The organism is Noviherbaspirillum denitrificans, from assembly GCF_002211445.1.
GTDB classification, from domain to species: domain Bacteria; phylum Pseudomonadota; class Gammaproteobacteria; order Burkholderiales; family Burkholderiaceae_D; genus Noviherbaspirillum; species Noviherbaspirillum denitrificans.
Genome location: NZ_LSTO01000001.1, coordinates 3332294 through 3357839 on the forward strand (window position 1 = coordinate 3332294; position 25546 = coordinate 3357839).

At 60.9% G+C, this 25546-nt stretch carries 29 protein-coding genes; 10 read left to right on the forward strand and 19 right to left on the reverse strand.

Going from position 1 to position 25546, the window contains the following annotated elements; genetic code table 11:
• The 3 genes from AYR66_RS30125 to AYR66_RS16105 form a co-directional block, all read right to left on the reverse strand.
• On the reverse strand, window positions 1-301 hold a 301-nt coding region (locus AYR66_RS30125; RefSeq protein ID WP_234814918.1), incomplete at its 3' end, for an RsmD family RNA methyltransferase.
• A gap of 4 nt (window positions 302-305) precedes the next feature.
• Window positions 306-1628 carry a M16 family metallopeptidase gene (locus tag AYR66_RS16100; RefSeq protein ID WP_088709852.1) on the reverse strand — a complete coding sequence of 441 codons (1323 nt, stop codon included), beginning with the start codon at window positions 1626-1628 and terminating at the stop codon, window positions 306-308.
• Window positions 1629-1645: 17 nt separating this feature from the next.
• Window positions 1646-3016, reverse strand: coding sequence for a M16 family metallopeptidase (locus tag AYR66_RS16105; protein WP_088708345.1), 1371 nt, complete (start codon window positions 3014-3016; stop codon window positions 1646-1648).
• A 141-nt stretch (window positions 3017-3157) separates the two neighbouring features.
• Between AYR66_RS16105 and ftsY the strand changes: the two genes are divergently transcribed.
• The 4 genes from ftsY (at window position 3158) to rpoH (ending at window position 7091) form a co-directional block, all read left to right on the forward strand.
• Entirely contained in the window at window positions 3158-4357 is a 1200-nt protein-coding gene (ftsY, locus tag AYR66_RS16110) for a signal recognition particle-docking protein FtsY (RefSeq protein ID WP_088708346.1), read from the forward strand.
• Between the two features lies 1 nt (window position 4358).
• Window positions 4359-5042, forward strand: a complete 684-nt coding sequence (locus AYR66_RS16115; protein WP_088708347.1) for a cell division ATP-binding protein FtsE — start codon at window positions 4359-4361, stop codon at window positions 5040-5042.
• Entirely contained in the window at window positions 5039-5965 is a 927-nt protein-coding gene (locus AYR66_RS16120) for a cell division protein FtsX (RefSeq protein ID WP_088708348.1), read from the forward strand. The genes AYR66_RS16115 and AYR66_RS16120 overlap by 4 nt, the downstream gene beginning before the upstream one ends.
• Before the next feature lie 226 nt (window positions 5966-6191).
• Entirely contained in the window at window positions 6192-7091 is a 900-nt protein-coding gene (rpoH, locus tag AYR66_RS16125) for an RNA polymerase sigma factor RpoH (RefSeq protein WP_088708349.1), read from the forward strand.
• A gap of 47 nt (window positions 7092-7138) precedes the next feature.
• On the opposite strand, the gene AYR66_RS16130 is transcribed toward rpoH, so the two are convergent.
• From AYR66_RS16130 to AYR66_RS16150, 5 genes are read right to left on the reverse strand one after another with little or no spacing between them, the layout of a single operon-like run.
• Window positions 7139-7774: an SCO family protein gene (locus tag AYR66_RS16130; protein WP_088708350.1), complete on the reverse strand. Its 636-nt coding sequence runs from the start codon at window positions 7772-7774 to the stop codon at window positions 7139-7141.
• A 2-nt stretch (window positions 7775-7776) separates the two neighbouring features.
• Window positions 7777-8661 carry a heme o synthase gene (gene cyoE / locus AYR66_RS16135; protein ID WP_088709853.1) on the reverse strand — a complete coding sequence of 295 codons (885 nt, stop codon included), beginning with the start codon at window positions 8659-8661 and terminating at the stop codon, window positions 7777-7779.
• A gap of 7 nt (window positions 8662-8668) precedes the next feature.
• Window positions 8669-9781, reverse strand: coding sequence for a COX15/CtaA family protein (locus tag AYR66_RS16140; RefSeq protein WP_088708351.1), 1113 nt, complete (start codon window positions 9779-9781; stop codon window positions 8669-8671).
• A 7-nt stretch (window positions 9782-9788) separates the two neighbouring features.
• Window positions 9789-10382, reverse strand: coding sequence for an SCO family protein (locus AYR66_RS16145; RefSeq protein ID WP_088708352.1), 594 nt, complete (start codon window positions 10380-10382; stop codon window positions 9789-9791).
• Window positions 10369-11082: an SURF1 family protein gene (locus AYR66_RS16150; protein WP_088708353.1), complete on the reverse strand. Its 714-nt coding sequence runs from the start codon at window positions 11080-11082 to the stop codon at window positions 10369-10371. The genes AYR66_RS16145 and AYR66_RS16150 overlap by 14 nt, the downstream gene beginning before the upstream one ends.
• Before the next feature lie 62 nt (window positions 11083-11144).
• On the opposite strand from AYR66_RS16150, the gene AYR66_RS16155 reads away from it, so the two are divergent.
• On the forward strand, window positions 11145-11345 hold the full coding sequence (locus tag AYR66_RS16155) for a twin transmembrane helix small protein (RefSeq protein WP_088709854.1): 201 nt from the start codon (window positions 11145-11147) through the stop codon (window positions 11343-11345).
• Window positions 11346-11408: 63 nt separating this feature from the next.
• Here AYR66_RS16155 and AYR66_RS16160 read toward each other — a convergent pair whose 3' ends face one another.
• The 8 genes from AYR66_RS16160 to AYR66_RS16190 form a co-directional block, all read right to left on the reverse strand.
• A complete protein-coding gene (locus AYR66_RS16160; protein WP_088708354.1) occupies window positions 11409-12275 on the reverse strand; it encodes a cytochrome c oxidase subunit 3 in 867 nt (288 codons plus the stop codon).
• A gap of 22 nt (window positions 12276-12297) precedes the next feature.
• Window positions 12298-12513, reverse strand: a complete 216-nt coding sequence (locus AYR66_RS16165; protein WP_088708355.1) for a DUF2970 domain-containing protein — start codon at window positions 12511-12513, stop codon at window positions 12298-12300.
• The gene (locus AYR66_RS16170) at window positions 12506-13102 is read right to left on the reverse strand and encodes a cytochrome c oxidase assembly protein (RefSeq protein WP_088708356.1); all 597 of its coding nucleotides are present in this window, start codon (window positions 13100-13102) and stop codon (window positions 12506-12508) included. The genes AYR66_RS16165 and AYR66_RS16170 overlap by 8 nt, the downstream gene beginning before the upstream one ends.
• A gap of 1 nt (window position 13103) precedes the next feature.
• Window positions 13104-13205 carry a cytochrome oxidase small assembly protein gene (locus AYR66_RS29775; RefSeq protein WP_214608764.1) on the reverse strand — a complete coding sequence of 34 codons (102 nt, stop codon included), beginning with the start codon at window positions 13203-13205 and terminating at the stop codon, window positions 13104-13106.
• A gap of 36 nt (window positions 13206-13241) precedes the next feature.
• Complete coding sequence (gene ctaD, locus AYR66_RS16175) at window positions 13242-14834, reverse strand: cytochrome c oxidase subunit I (protein WP_088708357.1); 1593 nt, start codon at window positions 14832-14834, stop codon at window positions 13242-13244.
• Window positions 14835-14852: 18 nt separating this feature from the next.
• Window positions 14853-16013, reverse strand: coding sequence for a cytochrome c oxidase subunit II (gene coxB, locus AYR66_RS16180; protein WP_088708358.1), 1161 nt, complete (start codon window positions 16011-16013; stop codon window positions 14853-14855).
• A 7-nt stretch (window positions 16014-16020) separates the two neighbouring features.
• Complete coding sequence (locus AYR66_RS16185) at window positions 16021-16494, reverse strand: DUF2244 domain-containing protein (protein ID WP_088708359.1); 474 nt, start codon at window positions 16492-16494, stop codon at window positions 16021-16023.
• A 240-nt stretch (window positions 16495-16734) separates the two neighbouring features.
• The gene (locus tag AYR66_RS16190; RefSeq protein ID WP_088708360.1) at window positions 16735-17634 is read right to left on the reverse strand and encodes a methyltransferase domain-containing protein; all 900 of its coding nucleotides are present in this window, start codon (window positions 17632-17634) and stop codon (window positions 16735-16737) included.
• A 106-nt stretch (window positions 17635-17740) separates the two neighbouring features.
• Here AYR66_RS16190 and AYR66_RS16195 point away from each other — a divergent pair, with 106 nt between their 5' ends.
• Genes AYR66_RS16195 through AYR66_RS16205 form a run of 3 tightly spaced genes read left to right on the forward strand, consistent with a single transcriptional unit; the run spans window position 17741 to window position 19464 of the window.
• Entirely contained in the window at window positions 17741-18466 is a 726-nt protein-coding gene (locus AYR66_RS16195; protein WP_170942171.1) for a ComF family protein, read from the forward strand.
• A gap of 16 nt (window positions 18467-18482) precedes the next feature.
• The gene (trmL, locus tag AYR66_RS16200) at window positions 18483-18953 is read left to right on the forward strand and encodes a tRNA (uridine(34)/cytosine(34)/5-carboxymethylaminomethyluridine(34)-2'-O)-methyltransferase TrmL (protein ID WP_088708361.1); all 471 of its coding nucleotides are present in this window, start codon (window positions 18483-18485) and stop codon (window positions 18951-18953) included.
• A 31-nt stretch (window positions 18954-18984) separates the two neighbouring features.
• Complete coding sequence (locus tag AYR66_RS16205; RefSeq protein WP_088708362.1) at window positions 18985-19464, forward strand: copper chaperone PCu(A)C; 480 nt, start codon at window positions 18985-18987, stop codon at window positions 19462-19464.
• Window positions 19465-19474: 10 nt separating this feature from the next.
• Here AYR66_RS16205 and AYR66_RS16210 read toward each other — a convergent pair whose 3' ends face one another.
• The 3 genes from AYR66_RS16210 to AYR66_RS16220 form a co-directional block, all read right to left on the reverse strand.
• Window positions 19475-20476, reverse strand: a complete 1002-nt coding sequence (locus AYR66_RS16210; RefSeq protein ID WP_088708363.1) for an asparaginase — start codon at window positions 20474-20476, stop codon at window positions 19475-19477.
• 4 nt (window positions 20477-20480) lie between these two features.
• Window positions 20481-20957: a D-glycero-beta-D-manno-heptose 1-phosphate adenylyltransferase gene (rfaE2, locus tag AYR66_RS16215; protein WP_088708364.1), complete on the reverse strand. Its 477-nt coding sequence runs from the start codon at window positions 20955-20957 to the stop codon at window positions 20481-20483.
• Between the two features lie 63 nt (window positions 20958-21020).
• Entirely contained in the window at window positions 21021-21878 is an 858-nt protein-coding gene (locus AYR66_RS16220; RefSeq protein ID WP_088708365.1) for a ferritin family protein, read from the reverse strand.
• A gap of 399 nt (window positions 21879-22277) precedes the next feature.
• On the opposite strand from AYR66_RS16220, the gene AYR66_RS16225 reads away from it, so the two are divergent.
• Complete coding sequence (locus AYR66_RS16225; protein WP_088708366.1) at window positions 22278-23963, forward strand: methyl-accepting chemotaxis protein; 1686 nt, start codon at window positions 22278-22280, stop codon at window positions 23961-23963.
• Between the two features lie 168 nt (window positions 23964-24131).
• Window positions 24132-25370 (forward strand): MFS transporter, encoded by a 1239-nt coding sequence (locus tag AYR66_RS16230; RefSeq protein ID WP_088708367.1) that lies wholly within the window; start codon window positions 24132-24134, stop codon window positions 25368-25370.
• Window positions 25371-25546 lie beyond the last annotated feature (176 nt).

A 25546-nucleotide genomic window follows, 5' to 3' on the forward strand; every position in this document is an offset into this window, starting at 1 on the left:
CGGCGGCATTGTCCTCGACCATCACGACCCGCACCGCGCCACGGCTGGCGGCTTCAAAACCCAATGCTCCGGTCCCGGCAAACAGGTCGAGGCAGCGTACCTGTTCCCAGCCGCCGTCCAGCAGGTGATTGATCCAGTTGAACACAGTCTCGCGGACACGGTCGGGAGTGGGACGCAAGCCTTCCGCATCAAGGACGGCAAGGGGGGTGCGTTTCCATTGTCCGCCGATGATGCGGACTTGCTGGGGCTTCCGCCTGCCTTGGGCGAGCGAAGCGGCTTTTCTCGGACGATTTCCTTGCATGCCCCTATTTTGCATTGCCGACGATCACCGTGGACATCTTTTCGAGCGCCACCTTGCGCTGGAAGGCGGCCTTGACCTCCGCGGCCGTCACTTTTTCAATCCTTGACGTCCAGGTATCGAGGTAATCCAGCGGCAGGTTGTAGAAGCCGATGGCGGCGATGTTGTCGAGAATCTTGCGGTTGTTGTCGATGCGCAGCGCGAAGCCGCCGACCAGGTTGTCCTTGGCCGCCTTCAGTTCCGCCGGCGTCGGACCGTCGCGCAGGAAGGCGGAGATGGTGTCACGCACCACCTTCAGCGCCTCGCCGGTCTGCTCCTTCTGGGTCTGCAAGCCGGCGACGAAGGGGCCGGGCTGCGCCATCGGGTTGAAATAGCTGTAGACGCTGTACGACAGGCCGCGCTTCTCGCGTACCTCATGCGTCAGGCGCGAGACGAAACCGCCGCCGCCCAGCGTGTAATTCCCCACCAGCAGCGGGAAATAGTCGGGTTCGCCGCGTACGACCGCCGGAAGGCCGAGCATGATGTGCGCTTGCGTCGCGGGATGCGGAATGCGCTCTTCCGTCGCAGCCACCGCTTCCACCCCGGGCAGCGCCGGTAGCGGAGCGCCTTGCGGCAGCCGCGCAGTCAGCTGCTGCGCAATCGCATCCGCCTCGGCTCGCGTGATGTCGCCGATCATCGCGATCACAGCGCGATTGGCTACATAGTGCGTCGAGTGGAAAGCGACCAGGTCATCGCGCGTAATCGACTCCACCGATGCCACGGTCGACGTCTGGGAATACGGATGCGAGCCGTACAGCAGGCGCCAGAATGCCTTGTTGGCGATCGACTCCGGCTTGGTTTCGTCTTCCTTGATCGCGGCAATCATGCGCGCCTTGTCGCGCTCCAGGAAGCTCTGCGGGAAGCTCGGATGCGCAAGCAGCCGGCCCAGCAGGTTTACGGCCGCGTCGCGTTCCGCGCGGCTGGATAGTGTGCGAAGGCTGGCGCCGCCACGGTCGCCGCCGGCGCCGCCACCGCGCTGCGCGGCGACATCGGCAATCGCATCCGAAATCTGCGCCTCGGTCATGGCAGGTTCCGCGAACGGCGTATTCGACTCCCGCAGGCCGCGCGCCAGCATGGCATTGGTCAGTTCCGCAGTCCCGGACTTGCCCTGCGGGTCGCGGCGCGATCCTGCATCAAACTCGACACTGAGATCGAGGATGGGGATCGAATGGTTTTCGACGAACAGCACTTTCGCGCCATTGGCCAGGTTCCAGGACTGGATCTTCAGCGCGGCGCTCGCCGGGCCGGTGCCCGCGAAGGCGAGCAGGAATGCAAAGAGAAAACGCTTCATCATTATTCTTCCCGTCATCAGTGGCGCAGGCCCTTGGGCGGCGCCGGCGCTTTTTTCTCGGTGATTGGCAGGGGCACGAGCGTGGCGACCGTCAGTTCGTCGTCGCCGAAATACTTCTTCGCGACGGCCTGCACCTGCTCAGCGGTGACTTCCTTGAGCTTGTCGATGATGCGGTCGATCTTGGTGTGCGAGATGCCCGACATTTCCATCGTGCCGATTTCCATCGCCTGGCCGAAGATCGAGTCGCGCTTATAGATCTGGCCGGCAATGAGCTGGGTCTTTACGCGCTTGAGCTCCTGCTCGGAAATGCCTTCGTTCGCGATGCGCTCGACTTCCGCGCGCAGCATCTTTTCAAGTTGTTCGGTGGTCGTCCCCACCGCCGGCGTGCCGTCCAGCAGGAACAGCACCGGTCCGCGGCCGATGTTCGAATACCCGGCGCCGGCGGAATTGGCGACGCGGTCGGTGCGCACCAGTTTCGCATTGAGACGGGCATTGTCGTAGCCGTCTAGGATGGCGGCGAGCACGTCGAGCGCGTGGGACTCGTTGTCCTTCTCGACATCGCGCAGCGCCGGCACCTTGAATGCGAGGACAACGTACGGGTTTTCGGCGGGTGCCTTGACGGTGACGCGTCGGATCCCGCGTTGCGGAGGTTCATCCTGCGGCTTGGTCACCGGCACCGCCTTGCGCGGGATCTTGCCGAAATGCTTTTCGGCCAGCGCGAGCACCTGCTTCGCATCGACGTCGCCGGTCACCACCATGACAGCATTGTTGGGGGCATACCAGCGGTCGTACCAGGCCTTCGCATCCTGCACCGTCATGCTCAGCAGGTCGCTCATCCAGCCGGCGATCGGATGGTGGTACGGATGGGCCGTGAATGCCGTCGCGTTGAGCGCCTCGTACAGCAGCGGAATCGGCTGGTCCTCCGTGCGCCAGCGGCGCTCTTCCATCACGACGCGGATTTCGCGCGAGAACTCATCCTTGTCGAACACGAGGTTGGCCATGCGGTCGGCTTCGAGCGCCATCACTTTTTCCAGCTTCGACTTCTCGATTTGCTGGAAGTAACCGGTGTAATCCTTGCTCGTGAATGCATTCTCGCGCCCGCCGAGTGCCGCGACGCGCTGGCTGAACTCGCCGGGCTTCAGCATCTTCGTGCCCTTGAACATCATGTGTTCCAGCGCGTGCGCCACGCCCGTCGCGCCATTGTGCTCATCCATCGACCCGGCCTTGTACCAGACCATGTGGGCAACGGTCGGCGCGCGGTGGTCTTCCTTGACGATGATTTTCATGCCGTTCTTCAACATGAACTCCTGCGCGACTTCCGCCTGCGATACCGCCGGCAGGAAGGCCAGCGTCCAGGCGGACAGCAATAAGGCAATCCGGAATTTCATAATCTCCGCTCTGATAAAATAGGGGGCTGATTTGATGCGGTGTCAAGCATGATGACGCCGCCCGTGAAATGAGGTTCCGATTGTATCTTTTTTCTGCAGCAGCGCTTTGCGCGCACGGAACCGCCTACTCCCCCTGCCCCGATGTTTAGTTTCTTCAAGAAAAAACCGAAAGACACGCCTGCACCGCCGGCCCAGACAGCACAGGAAACAGTCGCACCGGAATCGGCGCCAGCGCCCGCCGAGACGGCAGCGCCGCAAAAGTCTTCCTGGCTGAACCTGTTCAAGAAGGATGCCGCGCCTGCGCCGGTTGAAACGGTCGAACCGGTCGAAGCCCCGGCTCCTGCCCCGGCTCTTGCACCAGTTCCCGAACCTGCGCCTGCCATGGTGGCCGAGGAAGAGCCGGAAGGCGAAATTGTCCCCGCCGAACCGCCGCCGCCCGAGAAGAAGCAATCCTGGCTGCAGCGCCTGAAGGCCGGCCTGTCCAAGACCTCCAGCAACCTGACCACCCTCTTCGTCGGCGCCAAAATCGACGACGACCTCTATGAAGAGCTGGAGTCGGCGCTGCTGGTCTCCGATGCCGGCGTGGAAGCGACCCAGTTCCTCCTCGATGCGCTCAAGAAGAAGGTCAAGGCCGAAAAGCTGACCGAGGCGGAACAGGTGAAGACCGCCCTGCGCACCCTGCTGATCGAGATGCTCACGCCGCTGCAGAAACCGCTCGTCCTTGGGCGCGAACAGCCGCTGGTGATGATGATTGCCGGCGTCAATGGCGCGGGCAAGACGACCACCATCGGCAAGCTCGCCAAGCACCTGCAGGCGCACCACCAATCCGTGCTGCTGGCTGCGGGCGACACCTTCCGCGCCGCCGCCCGCGAACAGCTCGCCATCTGGGGCCAGCGCAACAACGTCACCGTCATCGCGCAGGAATCCGGCGACCCGGCAGCAGTGGCCTTCGATGCGGTGCAATCCGCAAGGGCGAAGAACGTGGACGTGGTGATGGTCGATACCGCCGGCCGCCTGCCGACGCAGCTGCACCTGATGGAAGAGCTCAAGAAGATCAAGCGCGTGATTGCCAAGGGCATGGCTACCGCGCCGCACGAGATCCTGCTGGTCATCGATGGCAACACCGGCCAGAATGCGCTGGCGCAGGTAAAAGCCTTCGACGACGCGCTGCAGCTGACCGGCCTGGTCATCACCAAGCTCGACGGCACGGCCAAGGGCGGCGTGCTGGCGGCGATTGCCAAGACGCGTCCGGTGCCGGTGTACTTTATCGGCGTGGGTGAAACGATCGAAGACCTGCAGCCCTTCAATGCCGAAGAATTCGTCGACGCGCTGCTGAGCTGACATGATCGAATTCCGGCACGTCTCCAAGCAATACGGCCGCGGGTCATCCGCGCTGACCGACATCGACCTGACCATCGGCAAAGGCGAGCTCGCCTTCCTGTCGGGGCCGTCGGGTGCGGGCAAATCCACGCTGCTCAAGATGATCGCCGTCATGGAGCGGCCGACCTCGGGCACCGTGTCGGTCAACGGCCAGGACGTCGGCCGCCTGAACGCCTCCGGCCTGCCCTACCTGCGCCGCAACCTCGGGCTGATCTTCCAGCAGCAAAGCCTGCTCAACGACCGCAGCGTGCTGTCCAACGTCATGCTGCCGCTGCTGGTTATCGGCACGGCCGGGGCAGAAGCCGAAAAGCGGGCCCGCGCCGCACTCGACAAGGTCGGCCTGCTCGACAAGGCCACGTCGGATCCGATGGCGCTGTCCGGCGGCGAACAGCAGCGGGTATCCATCGCCCGCGCCATCGTCAACCGTCCGCAAATCATCCTGGCCGACGAACCGACCGCCAACCTCGATCGCGCCAGTGCAAGGAAAGTAATGGATGCGCTGAAGGCCTTCCATGGCGTTGGCGTGACCTGCGTCATCGCCACCCACGACGACAACATCCTTGCCAGCGCTTCGCGCATCGTCTATCTCGAACACGGCCGCCTTGTCGACGGCCCGTCGTCCGATTCGCTCCAGGGGGCCGCATGATCGTCTGGCTCAGGCAACATATGCTCGCGCTGGCAAGCGCCTTCCGCCATCTTGTGCGTGCACCGGGCAGCTTTTCACTAAACGTCATCGTGGTCGCTATCGCGCTCGCGCTTCCTTTTGCCGGTCTTACCCTGCTGGAGAATGTGCGTCCGATATCCGAGCAGCTTGCAGTAGAGCCGGAAATCAGCGTCTTCCTGGCAATGGATACGCCGCGTGAACGCGCGACCGCCCTCGCCCCGCAGATTCGTCGCATGGTGCAGGAATCCGGCAATTCCGGAAAACTGGAGTTCATCCCACGGGAAAGCGCACTCACCCTGCTGAAGAACAAGACCGGCCTGGACGACGCCATCACGGCCCTTGGTGAAAATCCGCTGCCCGACGGCTATGTGCTGAAACTGTCTGGTGTCCGCGAATCGTCCGACGCGGCCAAAGTGGAGCAGCTTGCGGTGCAACTCAAGGCGCTAGCCGGTGTCGAATACGTCCAGATCGATTCCGCGTGGGTAAAACGCCTTGCCGCGCTGATGCATGTGTTGCGGCTGGCTCTGCTTTTTCTCGCCGCTACCTTGGGCGTGGTCGTGGTGGCCGTCATCTTCAATACCATCCGCCTGCAGGTAATGACGCAGCGGACCGAAATCGAAGTGTGCAGGATGTTCGGCGCGACCGATTCTTATATCTATCGGCCGTTCTATTACACGGGCGCCCTCTTGGGGCTGTGCGCCGGCGCAGCCGCCCTCGGGACGGTTGCGTTGTCCCTTCACCCGCTGAACGATGCGATTGCCGACTTCGCCCGCCTGTATGCGTCCGAATTCCGGCTTGCACCACTCGGCACCGGCACGACCATTGCCATGTTAGCAACCAGCGCTGCCTTGGGGCTGGTCGGAGCTCTGCTTTCAGTTCGCCGGCAACTGGCGCGCCTTACCTGAGCCGGAAGAGGGTCTTTTTCGGCAACGATTTGATTGTTCACAACTTTGTCCGGTGCAATTGCATTAAAGTTAACTATATAAATCGATCCATTTCGCTCCATAGGCATGAACTATTAAAGCCGTTGAAAACGGTGATTAGCACTCCTCCAGTGAGAGTGCTAATATATGGACGAAAACAGCAATCCTCTCCTTTCTGGGGAGGAAAGGCTGAAGGCAAGGAGAAACGATGAAAGCAACTTCTACACAAACCGCACTGGTTCCGATGGGAAGTCACGCCCTCACGCTCGGTTTTCCGGGAAGCCTCGGCAATATCGAAGCGTATATCTCGTCCGTCAACCGCATTCCGATGCTGACGCACGAGGAAGAGACGTCGCTCGCCCGCCGCTTGCGCGAACAGAACGACCTCGCAGCAGCGCAAAAACTGGTGATGTCGCACCTGCGGCTGGTTGTGTCCATCGCCCGCGGCTACCTCGGTTACGGGCTGCCCCATGCCGACCTGATCCAGGAAGGCAATATCGGCCTGATGAAGGCAGTGAAGCGCTTCGACCCCGACCAGGGCGTGCGCCTGGTGTCTTACGCCATGCACTGGATCAAGGCCGAGATCCATGAGTACATCCTGAAGAACTGGCGCCTGGTCAAGATCGCAACCACGAAGGCGCAGCGCAAGTTGTTCTTCAACCTGCGCAGTCACAAGGAAAGCCTTGATGCGATGACGCCGGCGCAAGTCGAGGATCTCGCCAAGTCACTCAACGTGAAGCGCGAGGAAGTGATCGAGATGGAAACCCGCATGTCGGGCCATGACATCGCCCTCGATGGTCCGAGCGACGACGAAGACGACAAGTTTGCGCCGATTGCCTACTTGTCCTCTGACACGGCGGAGCCGACGAAGGCGCTGGAAGCGAAACAGTTCGACCGCATGCAGTCGGAAGGCCTGGAAGCGGCGCTCGACAAGCTCGATGCGCGTTCGCGCCGTATCGTTGAAGCTCGTTGGCTGTCGAACGACGACGGTTCCGGCGCAACCCTGCATGAACTGGCAGACGAGTTCGGCGTTTCGGCCGAGCGCATCCGCCAGATCGAAAGCGCGGCGTTGAAGAAAATGAAAGGCACGCTCGCTGCTTACGTGTAAGCAGGTTGACCTCAAAAAAAGGCGCCTTCGGGCGCCTTTTTTATCGCTTATGCCTGCGAGAGCAGGATTTTCAGGTCGTGCACGATCGGCTCCGGCCCTTGGCCATGGCGCACGAACAGGCGCAGCCTTCCCTGCGGGTCGAAGATATAGCTGCCCGCGGTGTGATCGACGGAATAGCTCCCGGGCTCCTTGCCTGGCACTTTCTGGTAGAACACGCGGAATTCCTTCGCCATCTTCTCGGTCGCGGCCTTGTCGCCGACGAGCCCGATGAAGCGCGGATCAAAGGATGGCACGTATTGCGACAGCAGCTGCGGCGTGTCGCGCTCCGGATCCACCGTCACGAAGATGACCTGCACCTTGTCCGCCTGCGGGCCCAGCTGCTGCATGACATTCGCCATCTCGGCCATGGTCGTCGGGCATACATCCGGACAATGGGTATAGCCGAAGAACACCACTACCGCCTTGCCCTTGAAATCGGCAAGTGTGCGCATCTTGCCGGTATGGTCGGGCATGGCAAAGTCCTTGCCGTAGTCGAGACCGGTGACATCGGTATTCCTGAACGTGGACTTGGCAGGCGACAACATCATCTGCGCCCCCTCCTCCTTCTTGCCGCATGCCCCTAGCAAGGTGGTTGCCGCGACAAGGGCGAGCGCAACTGCGCGCCCTGCAGTAACGAAAGACATGATTAAAACTTGATGTAGTGGTCGACCAGCAGCGCGGCGAACAGCAGCGACAGGTAGACGATCGAGTAAGCAAAGGTTTTGCGCGCCAACAGGTCGGTGTAATTCCGCCACATGTGCCATGCATACCAGAGGAAAATCGCGCCGAGCACGATGGCGCTGGCGAGGTAGATCAACCCGCTCATCTGCACGGCGAATGGCAACATCGTCGTCGCCACGAGGATGATGGTGTACAGCCAGACGTGGAACTGGGTGAACTTCAGACCATGCGTCACGGGCAGCATCGGCAGCCCGGACTTCGCATAGTCGTCGCGGCGGTACAATGCCAGCGCCCAGAAATGCGGCGGCGTCCACACGAAGATGATCAGCACCAGGATCCATGCTTCCATCGGCACATCGTTCGCAATGGAGGCCCAGCCAAGCGCCGGCGGCATTGCACCAGAGAGTCCGCCGATGACAATGTTCTGCGGCGTCGCGGGCTTCAACAGCATCGTGTAGATGACTGCATAGCCGACGAAGGTGGCGAAGGTGAGCCACATCGTCAGCGGGTTGACGAAATTGAAGAGAACCCACATCCCTGCCCCGCCGATCACGCCGGAAAACACCAGTGTCTGGGATACGGTCAGTTCGCCGCGCGCCATCGGGCGGCGGGCGGTACGCGCCATGCGTGCATCGATTTCTCGTTCGACGAGGCAGTTCACTGCGAACGCGGCACCGGCGAGCAGCCAGATACCGATCGTGGCCGCGACAACAACGCGCCAGTCGGGCAATTCGCGCGAGGCGAGGAACATGCCGATGACGGCACAGAACACGGCAAGCTGGGTGACCCGCGGCTTCGTCAACGCCCAATACTGGGCAAAGCGATTGGATTGGATGGTCAGTGTAGTCACGTGCACCTCAAGCGGCGGAAAGCCGTGTTGTGGCTCGATTCGGCGCAGCCTGCGACGGAATCCTAGCCAGGAAGTTTAACATGGTGAGCAGAAGCACGAGGACCGCTGCTCCGCCGTTATGGACCACCGCAAGCGCGAGCGGCCACTTCAGGAAAACTGTTGACATGCCGGTCAGGAATTGCACGCCGACAGCGACGAGCAACCACGTGCCAGCCCGTTCAAGGCCGGTAATCTTGCGCACTCGAAATGCAAGCCAGCCGACGTAGGCGACAACGACGAGCGCAAACATCCGATGCACCCAGTGGATCGCGGTCAGCGCCGGGAACGGCAGGAATTCGCCGTCGGCCGTCTTGCCGAGATGGCGCCACAAGGTGAAACCGTTCTCGAAATCCATCTGGGGCACCACCTGCCCATGGCAAAGCGGAAAGTCGAGGCAGGCGAGCGCCGCATAGTTGGTGCTGACCCAGCCGCCCAATGCAATCTGCGTGAACAACAGGCCTAGCGCGACGGCCGCTGGCACTCGGATCGATACGGCGCGAGGAGAGACCGGCGGATGGACAACCTGCCGCGTTCCAAGCCATGCCAGCAGCATGAGCAGGCCCATGCCGAGCAGCAGGTGGGTCGTTACGATGACCGGCTGCAATTTTAGCGTAACGGTCCATGCGCCGAACGCCCCCTGCAGGCAGACGAAGCCCAGCAGGAAAGTTGGCAACCATGGTGAGAAGGCGTGTTCCGTGCGCTTCGACTTCAGCCACATTCGCCAGGCAATCACCATCATGGCAATGATGAGCACGCCGACGCCCATGGCGAGGTAACGATGGACCATTTCGATCCATGCCTTCATCACCGTCACCGGGCCCTCCGGCATCGCCGCCTCGGCGGCACTGATATGGGCATGCGCTTGCACCGGGTTGGCGTGACCGTAACATCCCGGCCAGTCCGGACAGCCGAGTCCGGAATCGGTAAGCCGTGTGAATGCGCCGAACATGATCAGGTCGATGGTGAGGAAAACCGTCACCCACACCAGCTTGCGGTACTTGTTGGTGTCGCTGGACACCCAGACCACCGCCAATGGCAGCATGGCGGCCAGCACACCCATGATCGCGAGTTGGATCAGCATCGGGCCATCATCCTATGCGCGAAGCCTTCAGGAGCTTCGCAATGTCTTTCTTCATCTTGTTCGGATCGGCATCCTTGGGAAAACGCATCATCAGGTTGCCAAGGGGATCGATCATGTAGATGTGGTCGGCCGGGACGGTGCCCGTATCAGCCGGCAGCCACGCCTTTACCGCATCCGCGCTCGCGCGCAGCATGTGCGTTCCGTCATATTCGCGCATCAGCATTGTTTCCAGTGGCTTGTCGTCTGTTACCAGCCACACACGCTCGATGCGGTCCATGTCCTTGCCCTGCGCAAGACGGAGCTGGCGCATGTTGTGCAATTGCTTGCGGCACGCTTCCTGGCAATCGGCATTGCCAACCTGCAGCATGATCCATTTGCCCTGGTAATCGTTGAGCTGCGCAGGCTTGCCATCGATTACCGCAGTGCCAAGAGCCGCCGGGATCGGATACGCGCGAGGATCGATGAGTGCGCCGTAATTGGTCCGTCCTTCCGGTTTGATTACATAGTAGGACAGGTAGGAGGCAATCAGCGGCGAGGCGCAAATTGCGATCACCGCAAACAGTTTCCAGCGCCCCTTGCGCTGTTGGTCATTCTTTTCCACGTCGAAATCCTGTTACCACAAAAAATATCAGTGCTGTCGCTGCCAGCGCGTACCACTGAAACGCATAGCCTTGGTGCTTTTCCACGCCCGACGAAGGCCGCGGCCAGTCGCGCACCAAGCCATCTTGCGCTTCGCTGACCTGTTCCAGCACGAAGGGTTGCATCTTCAGGCCGGAAGCCCTTTCGAAAGCCGGCGCATCAAGGTTTTGCACGATCTCACCGCGCTTCAGCGGTCCCGCGTCGCCAAGTTGCAGGATGTGCCCGGCGTCACGACGGGCAATGCCTTCGATTTCCACCTCGCCAGGCGGCGTCGGGATCGGGGGAAGTTTAGCCCGGTCAGCGGCATCCCGCTTTACCCAGCCACGTGCGACCAGCACGTGTAACTCCGACCCGGCAATCTTCAGCGGGGTCATCACATAAAACCCGGCAGCCCCCTTGTACGGGCGGTTATCCAGGTACACCGTCCATCCCGGCACAAACTCGCCGCGCACTTTGAGGTGGCGGAATTCCACTTCTTCAGGAGCGCGGATTACATTGCCGACAGCCGACGGCATTTCCGTCTCGCGCGCCTGCTGCTTCGCCTCGATTGCGAGTTTTTCCGACGCGCGGCGCGTTTGCCACTGGCCCAGTGAAAAACCGATTGCCGCGACAACAACTGCGGCAACGAAAGGAATCCACCTGAACCGGAATTTCATTGGCATTACAATGTCTCTTTATTCAACACCGAGTGTCCGTTTGCCTGTTTGTGCCGGACCAGCCCCGCATGAAAACGCTCGTCGCCGTCGCCTTCATCCTGATCCTGGCCAGTCTCGGTTCCGCGCTCGTCTTCCTGATGCGCGACAAGGGCAAGAGCAACCGTACCGTCAAGGCACTCGCCTTCCGCGTGGGCTTTTCGATTGCGCTCTTCGTCCTGATCCTTGTTGCCTACAGCCAGGGCTGGATACAGCCTACCGGCATACGCTGACACTGCGCTGAATAGCAAAAAAAGCCGCACCTCGGTGCGGCTTTTGTTTTCTGCGAATGCAGATTACAACCAGTACACAACGACATACAGGCCGAGCCACACGACGTCAACGAAGTGCCAGTACCAGGCGGCACCTTCGAATCCGAAGTGGTGGTCCGGCGTGAAGTGCCCCTTCATCACGCGATACAGCACGACTGCCAGCATGATGGCGCCCAGAGTCACGTGAAAGCCGTGAAAACCGGTCAGCATGAAGAAGGTCGAGCCGTAAATGCCCGAGGTCAGCTTCAGGTTGAGTTCGCTGTAGGCGTGCGCATATTCGTAAGCCTGGAAGCTCATGAACACGGCACCCAGCACGATCGTCGCGAACAGCCAGAACGCGGTCTTGCCACGCTGACCGGCGCGCAGTGCATGGTGGGCTATGGTCAGGGTAACACCAGAAGTCAGCAGCAATGCGGTGTTGATCGTCGGAATCCAGAACGGGCCCATCTTCGCAAACGGCTCGATAGTGCCGCCGGGGGAGTTGCCCCATTGCGCACTGAAGTCAGGCCAGATCAGCTTGTGGTCAAGGTCGGCCAGCCAAGGCATCGTCACACTGCGCGCGTAGAACAGTGCACCGAAGAAACCGGCAAAAAACATGACTTCGGAGAAGATGAACCAGCTCATGCTCCAGCGGTAGGACACGTCGATGCGCGCGCTGTACAGGCCGCCTTCGGATTCGGCGATCGCGTCGCCGAACCATTTGTAGAGGACAACCAGCACCGCGAGGATACCGATAATGTTCGCCACTGGTCCCCAGCTGACGCCGTTGACCCAGGCCGATGCGCCCGCCATGGTGAGAAGCAGCGATGCACCAGCCAGGACAGGCCACTTGGACGGCCCCGGAACGAAATAGTAGGGTGCGCTACCTGTTTGATGAGAACCCATCTCCATCTCCCAATACAATTTTAAATAATTACTTTCCGACGACACTTTTCACGATCAACAACAGCGTCGCGATAAAAATCAACGCGCCAATCACACCGGCAATAATCACGTGCACCGGGTTCAGCTGCTGCGCATCCTTCTCGTAGTCGCTCTTTTTCCTGATTCCGAAAAACGACCAGAATACCGCCTTCATCGTTGCCCCGAAGGATGCTTTGCGCTCCGTCGCTTTTTTCAGGTCATCCATTCGTATTGCCTTGCGCTGCCGCCTGTTTCTTGCCTGAACCGCCGATTTCAAAGAACGTGTACGACAAGGTAATCGTCTTCACATCCCTGGGCAGTGCCGGATCAATGAAGAACACGACCGGCATCTGCTTCGCTTCATTCGGACCAAGCGTCTGCTGCTTGAAGCAGAAGCACTCCATCTTCTTGAAGTGGGCCGACGCCTGCTGCGGTGCGTAGCTCGGAATCGCCTGCGCATCGATTGCGCGTGCCTGCGTATTCACCACTTCGTACACCACCTGCGCCATCTCGCCGGGATGCACCTGCATGCTGGAGACCGTGGGCCGGAAGCGCCATGGGCCTTGCGCGGTTGCATCGAACTCGATCGTGATGGTGCGGCTCTTGTCGACCTGGGTGTTCTTGATATCGCCGACCATCGTATCCTTCGGCGTCAGCAGGTTCACCCCGGTAATCTCGCAGATCTTCTTGTAGATCGGCACCAGCGCATAACCGAAACCGAACATCATTACCGCAACGACCAGCAGCTTGGTGAGCATCTGCCTGTTCAGCAGGCCCGCCTTGACTGCCGCGCCGTTGGGTTCCCGTGATTCCATCTCAGCTCAGCCAGAGACGTTTTACAAAGAGGCCCACGGCGAACATCAGCGCCACGGACGCCAGGATCAATGCGGTTTTGAGGTTCTTTTTCGGATCAGACATATACAAGACCGGCGGGCTTGCGCCCGCCAGCAGTTTTTACTTCACAGTCGGCGGCACTTCGAAGGTGTGGAAAGGCGCCGGGCTCGGCACGGTCCACTCCAGGCCTTCTGCACCGTCCCACGGCTTGTCGGCTGCCTTCTGGCCACCCTTGATCGACGGCAGAACGACGGCGAGCAGGAAGTACACCTGCATCAGGCCGAAGCCGAAGGCGCCAATCGAGGCAATCATGTTGAAGTCGGTGAACTGCGCCGGGTAGTCGGCATAGCGGCGCGGCATGCCAGCCAGACCCAGGAAGTGCATTGGGAAGAAGGTCACGTTGAAGGTGATCAGCGAACCCCAGAAGTGGAACTTGCCGCGGCCTTCGTTGTACATGAAGCCGGTCCACTTCGGTCCCCAGTAATAGAAACCGGCGAACAGCGCGAACAGCGAGCCGGCCACCAGCACGTAATGGAAGTGCGCCACGACGTAGTAGGTATCCTGCATCTGGATGTCGATCGGCGTCACCGCCAGGATCAGGCCGGTGAAGCCGCCCATCGTGAACACGAAGATGAAGCCGACCGCAAACAGCATCGGGGTTTCGAAAGTCATCGAACCCTTCCACATGGTGGCGATCCAGTTGAACACCTTCACGCCGGTCGGCACCGAAATCAGCATCGTCGCGTACATGAAGAACAGCTGCGCGGTCACCGGCATGCCGGTGGTGAACATGTGGTGCGCCCAGACGATGAACGACAGGATTGCAATCGATGCGGTTGCGTACACCATCGATGCGTAGCCGAACAGCGGCTTGCGTGCGAAGGTCGGGATGATGTGCGACACGATGCCGAATGCCGGCAGAATCATGATGTACACCTCGGGGTGGCCGAAGAACCAGAAGATGTGCTGGTACATCACCGGGTCACCGCCGCCGGCAGCATTGAAGAACGAAGTGCCGAAGTGACGGTCGGTCAGCGTCATGGTGATTGCGCCGGCCAGCACGGGCATCACGGCGATCAGCAGGTAGGCGGTGATCAGCCAGGTCCAGCAGAACATAGGCATCTTCATCAACGTCATGCCGGGAGCGCGCATGTTGAGGATGGTGGTGATGATGTTGATGGAACCCATGATCGACGACGCGCCCATGATGTGCATCGCGAAGATACCCATGTCCATGCCGATACCCATCTGGGTCGACAGCGGAGCGTACAGGGTCCAGCCGGCCGCAGTCGCACCGCCGGGCACCAGGAAGGAGCCGGCCAGCAGGATTGCCGCCGGGGGCAGCAGCCAGAACGAGAAGTTGTTCATGCGGGCGAACGCCATGTCGGATGCGCCGATCTGCAGCGGGATCATCCAGTTGGCGAAGCCGACGAAGGCCGGCATGATCGCGCCGAACACCATGATCAGGCCGTGCATGGTGGTCAGCTGGTTGAAGAACTCGGGCTGCACCAGCTGCAAGCCGGGCTGGAACAGCTCGGCGCGGATCAACAGCGCGAGCACGCCGCCGGACAGCAGCATGATGAATGAGAACCACAGGTACAACGTACCAATGTCCTTATGGTTGGTGGCGTACAACCAGCGCTGCCAGCCGTGCGGGTGGTCATGCGCGTGGTCGTGAGAGTGATCGTGTGCGTGATCAACTACGGTGGTCATCTCAATCTCCTGGTTCAATTACTTGCGCGCAGCCAGCACTTCAGCCGGTTGAACAATATTTTCCTGGGCCTTGTTGGACCAGCTGTTGCGGGTATAGGTGATCACGGCAGCGATATCGGTATCGGAAAGTACACCCTTCCACGGCGGCATACCGCCCTTGCCGTTCAGCACAACGCCGAGCTGCGGTGCTTTCGGTCCCTTCACGACTGCCGAGCCATCCAGTGCCGGGAACGCGCCAGGAACACCCTTGCCGTTGGCCTGGTGGCAGGCCACGCAGTTGGCTGCATAGACTTTTTCGCCGCGCTGCTTGAGTTCATCGATGGTCCAGGTCTTGTTCGGGTCGTCGGCCTTCGCCGCCATTTCCTTTTTCTTGCCCTCAACCCACTTCGTGTACTCCTCGTCGCTGACGACGTTGACCACGATCGGCATGAAAGCGTGTTCCTTGCCGCAAAGTTCGGCGCACTGTCCGCGGTAGACGCCGGTCTTCTCGGCACGGAACCAGGTATCGCGCACGAAGCCGGGAATCGCATCCTGCTTTACCGCGAATGCCGGGATCATCCAGGCGTGGATCACATCGTTTGCTGTCAGGACCAGGCGGACCTTCTTGTTGACCGGGACGACGACCGGGTTGTCGACTTCGATCAGGTAATTGTCATTCTTGACCTTGGTCGGATCGATGACTTGTTCGCGCGGGGTGGAGAGCGCGGACAGGAAGGAGATGCCCTGACCTTCGCCCTTCAGGTAGTCGTAGCCCCACTTCCATTGCATGCCCGTGACCTTGATGGTGAGGTCGGCGTTGGAGGTGTCCTTCATTGCGACAACAGTCTTGGTGGCGGGAAGCGCCATGCCGATGACGATCAGGAAGGGAACGACCGTCCAGGCGATTTCAACGGCCGTGCTTTCATGGAAGGTTGCCGGCTTGTGGCCGACCGACTTGCGATGCTTGAAGATGGAATAGAACATGACACCAAACACCGCGACGAAAATCGCCAGGCAGATGATCAGCATCAGGTTGTGCAGCGAATAAACCTCTTGCGCGATCTTTGTGACCGGTTGGTGGAAGGTCATCTGTCGAACAGCGGGACCGCCCGGGCTATCGTTGACCGCCCATGACGGCATGCCTGCCATCAGGAGCGACGCACCGAGCATCAGGGATTGAAGGCGCTTCGCAAGTTTCATAATTTCCTCAAAAGCCAAGATTGGAATTCTGTTTATATCTTTGCAACGCGAGCGCACCCTTCAACTCCTTTGCAAGCTCGCGCCGTTTCCATTCTGTCAAAAACCGGCCGATTTCGACCCTGGTGCCGTTCGCCTCCAAACACACCAGCCCGCTGCTGCCCGACACGGGCGGTTCGACGCGCGTGAGGCGCGGATCCAGCCTGAATTGTCGGACATGCTCCACCTGGATGACTTCCACCAGCAGGCAGTTCTCTTCGAGTGCGATATGTTCCCTGTCCGTCGCATGACGAGCATACAACAAAAAGGCAATTCCTACCGCGAACTGCTCAACAAGCGCAAAGCCGAGGACGTACCAGGCACCGGATGCGGCAAAAAATGTCGCTACCAGCAGTGATGTCGCACATACCGCGAGGTAGGCAAGGCCAAGCTGTCGCGGTGACATTGAGCAATTGCGCTTCAGCATCCATTCGCGGCTGTCCATGATCTACCTCAAGGAAACAAAGCAACGAGCCGTCTGCGCAAAACCCCGGAAGTATAAGTCGGAAATTGGATGGTTATCAAGGGAAAAAATGTCTTACAAAATCCCGGATTTCCCGCGCCATTACTACGTTGCAGCGTAGGATACGCAGACGGAAAATTGCCATTAATGCCACATTTCGGACGCATCTCATCCGCCTTTGAAACGGATTTTGTCTGTCAGATAGATTGACTCTTGGAAAGATTACTGGCGCTTGCGCGGAAGATCGAACCGGATGATGGACTCGCCTTCGGCGGTCTTTGTCGGCGCAGGACGGAAAGCATGTCCATAAACCACTTCAAATGTCAGTGGAATCTTGCCGTCCGTTCCGCGAAATCCTTCCAGTGCATGATGCAGCCGAGCACCCGCATTGCGGCCGAGCAAGCCTTTACGCCGCGTCAGGAGCGGATTGCCGCCCCAGGCTTGTACATCGGCCAGCAGCTTGTCGGTGGACTCGTAAGTGACCGTAATGGTTTCCATATCCATCACGGGTGTCGAGAAGCCGGTGTTGACCAGCATGTCGCCGAGATCGTGCATGTCGACGAAATTGAGCGTGTGCGGCAAGGCATCGACCTGCGCGAATGCCGCGCGAATCTCCCTGAAGGTGTCCGGACCAAAACAGGAAAACATCAACAAGCCGTCGACACGCAAGACGCGCCGCCACTCGCCAAATACGAGGTCGGGCTGCGGATGCCAGTGCAAGGCAAGATTGGACCAGACAAGGTCGGCGGACGCAGGCTTGAGTGGTAGTTGCGCGAAGTCGCTGCATAAGAGGCTGAAGGCGTCTTCGTGCCGTGTGCCAATTTTTTTCGGCAAGAGCTTGCCGAGCAGCCGCGTCATTGACGATACCGCGGCCGATTGTCCTCGCCTGCCGCCGGCGAGCAGCGGGAACGAAGCATCGACGCCAAGCAGGTGCGCTTCCGGATAGAGCTCCCGCAGGGGCGCAAAGTCCGCACCCTCGCCGCAACCGAGATCGAGCACGCGCTGCGGCTCGATCTTCACCAGCGACAGGCGTTCGTGCATGCGGTTGGCAATTTCCCTGCGCAGGAAGTTCGAGTCCGCGACCCGCGCAGGTTCATCGAACAGGCTGCGCATGCGATGCATGTCGATAGGCGCGCTCTGGCGGGAATCAGACTGGGAGGACACGATGCAATCCGGCGGGGCAATGAGATAATGCGGCAGTTTACACGCTTGAGGACTTGCCTGCTCCATGTTTGCCCGGATGCGTCCGCTGCTGCACCACCTGCTGTCGGGACTGCCGAACGTGCTGCCGTCGTCGTGCGCGCTATGCGGCAACGTGCATCATAGCGCGCTGTGCGACGGATGCCGCGCGCAGTTCTTCCGGCCGGCACAGGCGCGCTGTACGTGCTGCGGCATTCCGCTGCCGCGTGCGGACACGCGCTGCGGCGAGTGCATCAAGCAGCCGCCCGCATTTGACGCAACGATCGTTGCCGCAGACTACGCGCCGCCCATCGACCGGCTGGTGCTCGCGCTGAAGTTCGGGAACCGGCTGGAAATCGCGCCGCTGTTTGCACAGCTGCTGCACCCGGCGGCCGGCAGAATGCCACTGCCGCAATTACTGACTGCTGTCCCGCTCGGACCACAACGGCTTGTGCAGCGCGGATTCAACCAAGCGCTGGAAATCGCGCGGCCGCTGTCGAAACAGATGCGCGTCAGGCTGGAGCCACATCTCGTGGCGCGCCACGTCGAAACGCAGGCACAGTCGATGCTGCATCCGGACGAACGGCACAAGAACATCCGCAACGCATTCGTCGTGCCCGCCTATGCGATGCAGCGCGTACGCGGCCGGCATATCGGTGTCGTCGACGATGTGATGACGACAGGTGAAACGCTGAATGAACTGGCCGCCACACTCAAGCGATTCGGCGCGGTGCGCGTCACCAATATCGTGTTTGCGCGTACGCCGCAACGCTAACAAGAAGGAGCAGGACTTGTTTCATGTCGTACTCGTAGAACCGGAGATCCCGCCCAACACGGGCAACGTGATCCGTCTGTGCGCCAATACCGGCGCACAGCTCCACCTCATCGAACCGCTCGGCTTCCCGCTGGACGATGCGAAGATGCGCCGCGCGGGACTTGATTACCATGACTACGCAACGATGAAGGTGCACCGGAACTGGGATGCCTTCGTAGCGAGCGAGCAACCCGACCCGGCACGGATGTTCGCGCTAACGACGCATGGATCGACACCATTCGCGTCGATGGCTTTCCAGCCTGGCGACTTCTTCATCTTCGGTTCAGAGACGCGCGGCCTGGCGCCCGCATTGCGCGAATCGTTTCCGCCCTCCCAACGTATCAGGTTGCCGATGCGGCCGGACAACCGCAGCCTGAACCTGTCGAACACCGTCGCCGTCGTCGTGTATGAAGCCTGGCGGCAAAACGGCTTTGCCGGCGGCAGCTGAATTTTTCAATTGAACTTGTACAGGAACCACCATGATTTTTCGCACACTTACCACTCTTGCAGCGGCAATGGCATTCAGCATGTCCGCACATGCGCAGGAGGTCAGGCTGAACGATCTCCTCATCGCCAATCCGTATGCACGTGCGACGGCCCCGAACCAGCCAGCCGGCGGCGCCTATGTCACGATCGAGAACAAGGGCAAGGCCGGGGATAAACTGATCGGCGCAAGCTCACCCGTCGCGAAGAGCGTCGAAGTCCACACCATGGCGATGGAGGGCAACGTGATGAAGATGCGTGAAGTGGGACAGCTCGAGATTCCGGCGTCTGCCCGCGTCGAGATGAAGCCGGGCGACGGTTACCACCTGATGCTGATGGGCCTGCGCCAGCCGCTGAAGGCCGGCGACAGCTTCCCGCTGACCCTGGTCTTCGAGAAGGCCGGAAAGGCCGAAGTGAAAGTGAAAGTACAGGAAAAGAAGGATGCAGGCCACGGCGGCATGCACCACGGCCACTGAGCACTCGCATTCAGGCTTTTTCAAGCACAACGGACGGCCTGACTTCGCCAGTGCGAAGGCCACGCAGGTTGTGCAATTGCGGACGCAGCCATGCGTCCAGCCCGCTGTGCTGCGGCAGCAGTCCGAGTTGCCGCAGCACCGCCACCGTGGCCGCCTGCAGGCCGCGCGCGTTGCCATCCGCAGCTTTTAATGCAATGCCGAGACCCGCGGAGCGAATCCCAAGCACCTGCACGCCTTCCGCACCGCCCTTGGCGACCCAATCCCCGGTTCCGGCCTGCATCAGCGCGAGGTCAACGCGGCCGGTGCCGGAGACGAGTTCGGGATGGCTCGTCATCGCGCCGAAGAGCTGGGCGGTCAATTCACCGTGCACCGGGTCGGGGCCGGCCTGGGCAAGGCGCGCGTAGGCGTAGGCGAGGCGCAACAGGGGCAAGGCATAGTTGGGCGCCGAGCAGCCGTCGATGCCGGCAGGCATGCTGCCTTCGTCAACGCCTGCGAAATCCGCGAGAGTGGTCCGGATTGCGCGCTGCAGCGGATGCATCGGGTCAAGGTAACTCTCGACCGGCTGGCCATGCTGGCGACACCACGCCAGAAAACCGGCATGCTTGCCGCTGCAATTGTTATGCAGCTGGGTGAAGGTTTCTCCGGGCGCGGGTTGCCGGTTTTCCGTCGCGTAATGGAGGGGAACATGGCAGCCACATTGCAGGTGGTGTTCGTCACAGCCGGCCTTGTGCAGCATGGACTCGACCAGCGTGGTGTGCATGGCTTCGCCGGAATGGCTTGCACACAGCAGCGCGACTTCCCTGCTGCCGAAGCCGAAATGTGCGGGGCCGCCTCCACGCAGGAAAGGCAGCGCCTGGAACGGCTTGATCGTGGAGCGCGTGAAGGTGAGGAAATGCGGATCGCCCGCGTGAAAGAGCAGCTCGCCGCGCAGGTTGACCACGGCGACCGCTCCGTAGTGGACGGATTCGACCGTGTTGCCGCGAATGACTTCGGCGAGCGGGGCGAAATTCATGGACTCAGCTGCTGCGTACCTTCTTGAGCAGGTTGGTGGTGGAACGGTCGTGTTCGAAGTCGATGGCGACCGCCTTGCCGCCATACGCCAGCACCGCGCGGCCTTCGGGGATGGCACTCATGTCGTAGTCGCCACCCTTGACGTAGATCTCGGGCCGCGCTTCCTGCACGACTTCCAGTGCGGTGTCTTCGTCGAAGGGCACCACCATGCTGACTGACTCGAGCGCGGAGAGCAATGCCATGCGGTCCTCGCACGTATTGATCGGGCGGTCGTCGCCTTTGCCGAGCCGCTTGACGGAGGCGTCGGTATTGACTGCGACCACCAGCGAGGCACCAAGTTCGCGGGCCTGGGCGAGATAGGTGACATGGCCGCGGTGCAGGATGTCGAAGACGCCGTTGGTAAGCACCACCGGCTTGGGCAGCTGCCCGATGCGCTCGCGCAGGTCGGCACGGGCGCACATCTTTTTCTCGAAGGTAGGCATGGTTCCAAATAAAAAAGCCGCAAGCATCATTGCTTGCGGCTCGTAGCTTACCTCAGTCCTGGATCAGGCGGCAGGCTTGAGGCCGTTGCCGCCAAGGCGGCCGGAAACTTCCTTGCGATAGCGGTTCAGGTCTTGCACCGATTCGAACGTGCGCTCGAACAGCAGCGACAGATTGTGCAGGATGCGGTCGACGACCTTCTTTTCCCATGTGCCGTCGAACTTGATCTGGCCGTCCAGCCAGCGCTCGAGCCAGTCGGGGTCGGGCAGGCGGCTCTGCACGGTGTCATTCGGGAACAGGGCCTGGTTGACGTGCAGGTTGGTCGGGTGCAGCGGCTTTTCGGTGCGGCGGGCTGAAGCCATCAGGACGCCGATCTTGGCGAACGCGGCGCGCGCGGTGTCACCTGCTTCGCCCAGTGCCTTTTTCATGTAGCGCAGGTAGGCGCCGCCATGACGTGCTTCATCCTGGGAAATGACCTTGTAGATGTGCTTGATGACCGGCTCGGTGTGCCAGTCGGATGCGCAACGGTACCAGTGGTTCAGGCGGATCTCGCCGCAGAAATGCAACATCAGCGTTTCCAGCGGCGGCGCCGGATCGAACTCGAAACGCACGTTGTGCAGCTCTTCCTCGGTGGGCACCAGGTCGGGACGGAAACGGCGCAGGTATTCCATCAGGACCAGCGAGTGCTTCTGCTCTTCGAAGAACCACACGGACATGAATGCGGAGAAGTCGCTGTCGCCGCGGTTGTCGCGCAGGAACATCTCGGTGGCGGGCAAGGCCGACCATTCGGTGATCGCATTCATCCGGATGGTTTGTGCTTGTTCGTCTGTCAGCATGGAAGCATCGAACTTGTCCCAGGGAATATCTTTTTCCATGTTCCAGCGGACTTGTTCTAAGGACTTGAATAGTTCTGGGTACAGCATCACGCACCTTCAATGTTGAATAAGTCGTTGATTCTACCAAGAAAACCGGAAATCCCCGAATTGTGGGGACGTCTTCGTCACTCAAAGATTCTCACTTGCCAATGTGGGTTGAGCACCCACTTCGTCCAGCCCCGGCCAGATCGGCGCTGGCAATTGCGCCGGACAACCGTGTCAGCGCGGGGATGGAAAAGTCGTCGGAAACGCCCGTCCATCGGCTGGTCTTTATGACACATGTTGCCGTGACAAGTGCCTTCACCACGCGATGCGTGCTCTTCCACAATTCAGTCTTATACATCAATTTGTCCAAGACAAATATTTGACAAATGAAAATATAAAGCAAAGAATGAGGTAAAAATAATGTTTGTCTAAGACAAATTAGAAATCAAATTGGGAGCAAGAATGAAAATCAGCAATCTGACCATCGGCGCCCGCCTGGCGGCCGCTTTCGCCCTGGTGCTGGCCATGCTGACGCTGGCCACGCTGCTGGCCCTGTCACGCATGTCGCATATCCAGGACGACCTGCACCTCATTGGCGACAACAATATGCAAGCCAAGCTGGCGGCGACCATGCGGTTTACCGTTGCCGACCGGATGATTGCCTTGCGCAATATCGCCTTGCTGGGCGAAGACGCAGAACGCCGCCCGGAAGTCGAGCGCATCAAGACGCAAGCTGCCCGCTACACCGAAGCCGAGCGGCAGCTCGCTGCAATGAGTAGCAATCTCCGCGCGACGACGGAAGAAAAGGCCGTTCTCCAGAAGCTGCGCGAGGTGGAAGCGGCCATACAGCCGCTCATCGACAAGGCAGCCGAACTCGGGCTGGCAGGCAAGGCCGGGGAGGCGACGCACACGTTGATCCGTGAAGTGCGGCCGCTGCAGCAGAAATGGATCGCGGCCCTGACCGAGCTGATCGAACAGGAAGAACGGCTGAACAAGGCCGCGACGCGGGATGCGGAGGATGCCTACGCGGCGGCCCGCGCGCAGATGATTGCCTTCGGCGCCGCCGCCGTGCTGCTCGGGATGGGTTGCGCATGGTGGATCACGCGCTCGATCACAGGTCCGCTGGGCCAGGCCGTGCGAATCGCGCAAACCGTGGCGGCAGGCGACCTGACCAGCAAGGTGGAAATCGATGGCCGTGACGAGACCGCCAAGCTGCTTCGCGCACTGGATGACATGAACCGCAGCCTCGGGCGCATTGTGTCCGAGGTACGAAAAGGAGCGGACACGATCGCTTCCGCCTCTGCACAGATTGCCGGCGGCAACCTCGACCTGTCTTCACGCACCGAGCAGCAGGCCGGCTCGCTTGAAGAAACGGCATCGTCGATGGAAGAAATGACTTCCACCGTGAAGCAGAATGCAGACAACGCCCGCCAGGCCAACCAGCTGGCGACGAACGCCACCGATGTTGCGCTCAGGGGCGGCGCGGTGGTTGCCCAGGTGGTGGAGACCATGGGCGCGATCAATGCGTCGGCGAAGAGGATTGTCGACATCATCAGTGTCATCGACGGCATCGCCTTCCAGACCAACATCCTCGCCCTGAACGCTGCTGTCGAAGCGGCACGTGCCGGAGAACAGGGCCGCGGCTTTGCCGTCGTGGCTGAAGAGGTGCGCAATCTCGCCCAGCGATCCGCCGCCGCGGCGAAAGAAATCAACGTCCTGATCAGCGACTCCGTGGAAAAGGTGGAAGCCGGCACGCGCTTGGTGGACCAGGCTGGTGCGACGATGGAGGATATTGTGGCCAGCGTCAAACATGTCACCGGCATCATGGGCGAAATCACGTCGGCCAGCGAGGAGCAGACCGCAGGCATCGCGCAGATCAACCAGGCCATATCTCATATGGACGAGGTCACACAGCAGAATGCGTCACTGGTCGAGGAAGCTGCGTCGGCGGCCGAGGCACTGCAAGAACAGGCCGGCGCGTTGAAAGATGCGGTGAGCGTATTCCGGCTTGATCCGTCCTTTGCGGAAAGCACCATTTCCGTCTCGGTCGAAGCTCCGCTGCAGCTCTACCAGGTGCGGGCGCCTGCAGCCCCCGCCCGGACACGGACGCTCAAGGCGGTAAATGCCGGAGGGTGGGAAGAGTTCTGATGCCGCGGCGCCGCAAAACGACGTGACCGGAATCCTCTCCCAGCCGGTCATGCCGGGCGCCGCAGCCTTTTTTGAATATGAAATTGCCGCCTTATCCAGACCTGCCGGTAAGCATTGTCCGATGCTGCTAAGCTAGCTGCTTCGCCAACCCGCTCTCCGCCCCCACTGTTGAACTCCACACCGCACAAACAAGAGCGCCTGATCCTCCTCTGCCTCGCCGGCATCCAGTTCACGCACATCCTCGACTTCATGATCATGATGCCGCTGGGTCCGCAGCTGATCCGGGTGCTGCATATCAATACGCATGAATTCGGCCTGCTGTTGTCGTCGTACACCTTCACCGCGGCGGCTTCCGGGCTGCTCGCCGCCACCTATGTCGACCGCTTCGATCGCCGCAAGCTGCTGCTGGCGCTGTACGTGCTGTTCATCGTGGCCACACTGTGCTGCGGCCTGGCGCCAAACTATGCGACGCTGCTGCTTGCGCGCGCCCTGGCCGGCGCCTTTGGCGGCATTCTCGGCGCGATGGTGCAGACCATGATCGCCGACGTCGTGCCGTTCGAGCGGCGCGGCCAGGCGATGGGGACCGTGATGGCGGCCTTCTCGGCGTCGACCGTGGCGGGGGTGCCGCTCGGGCTCTACCTGGCGGAACACCTGCCGCGGCTTGGCTGGCGCGCGCCCTTCTTTTTCATCGTGCTGGTGTCCTGCCTCATCCTGTACCTCGGTTACCGCTACCTGCCGCCCTTGACCGCCCACCTTGGGCGCGGACGGCCCGGCAACGTGTTCCAGCGCATTTACGCGGTGGCGCGCGAGCCCGAGCACCTGAAGGCCTTTTTCTTCATTGCGCTGCTGATGATGAACTTCAGCGTGATTCCCTACATCGCGCTGTACTACACCACTACCGTCGGCATGACGGACAGCTTCATCACGCTGGTCTACCTTGTCGGCGGCGGGGCAACGCTGCTGACGTCGCGCGTGATCGGCAAGCTGGCGGACCGGCATGGCAAGCTGCCCGTATTCCGCTGGATCGCGGTCCTGTCCTTCGTGCCGATCCTGGTGACGACCCACCTCGTGCCGGTACCGTGGTGGCTGGTGCTGATCAATTCGACGGTATTTTTCATCCTGGTGCCCGGCCGCATGATTCCCGGCATGGCGATGGTGTCGGCGGTGGCGCCGGTCCAGGTGCGCGGCACTTTCATGAGCCTGGGATCGTCGGTACAGATGCTGGCGTCCGGCACGGCTTCGCTTGTTGCAGGCTTGATCATCACGCGCAACGCAGCCGGACAGATCGAGCATTTCAACGTTGTCGGCTATCTTGCCGTTGGGTGCGGGCTGGTCGCCCTGTGGATGGCGGGACGCCTGAAGACGCCTGTTGCAGCGCCCGGGGAACAGGACAGGCCGCGCGGCTGACGCGGCCTGCCGGGTCGGGATTTACTTGCTGGTCTTGCGCTTGCGCGGCGCCGGGGCGGCGGGTTCGCCATCGGACGCGGGAGACGCCTTCGGCTTGGCGGCTGACTTGGCCTTGGGTTTTTCCGTCATCGGCGCCGTCGCCGCAGCGGCAACCGCCTGGGTCTCGGTCATCGCCG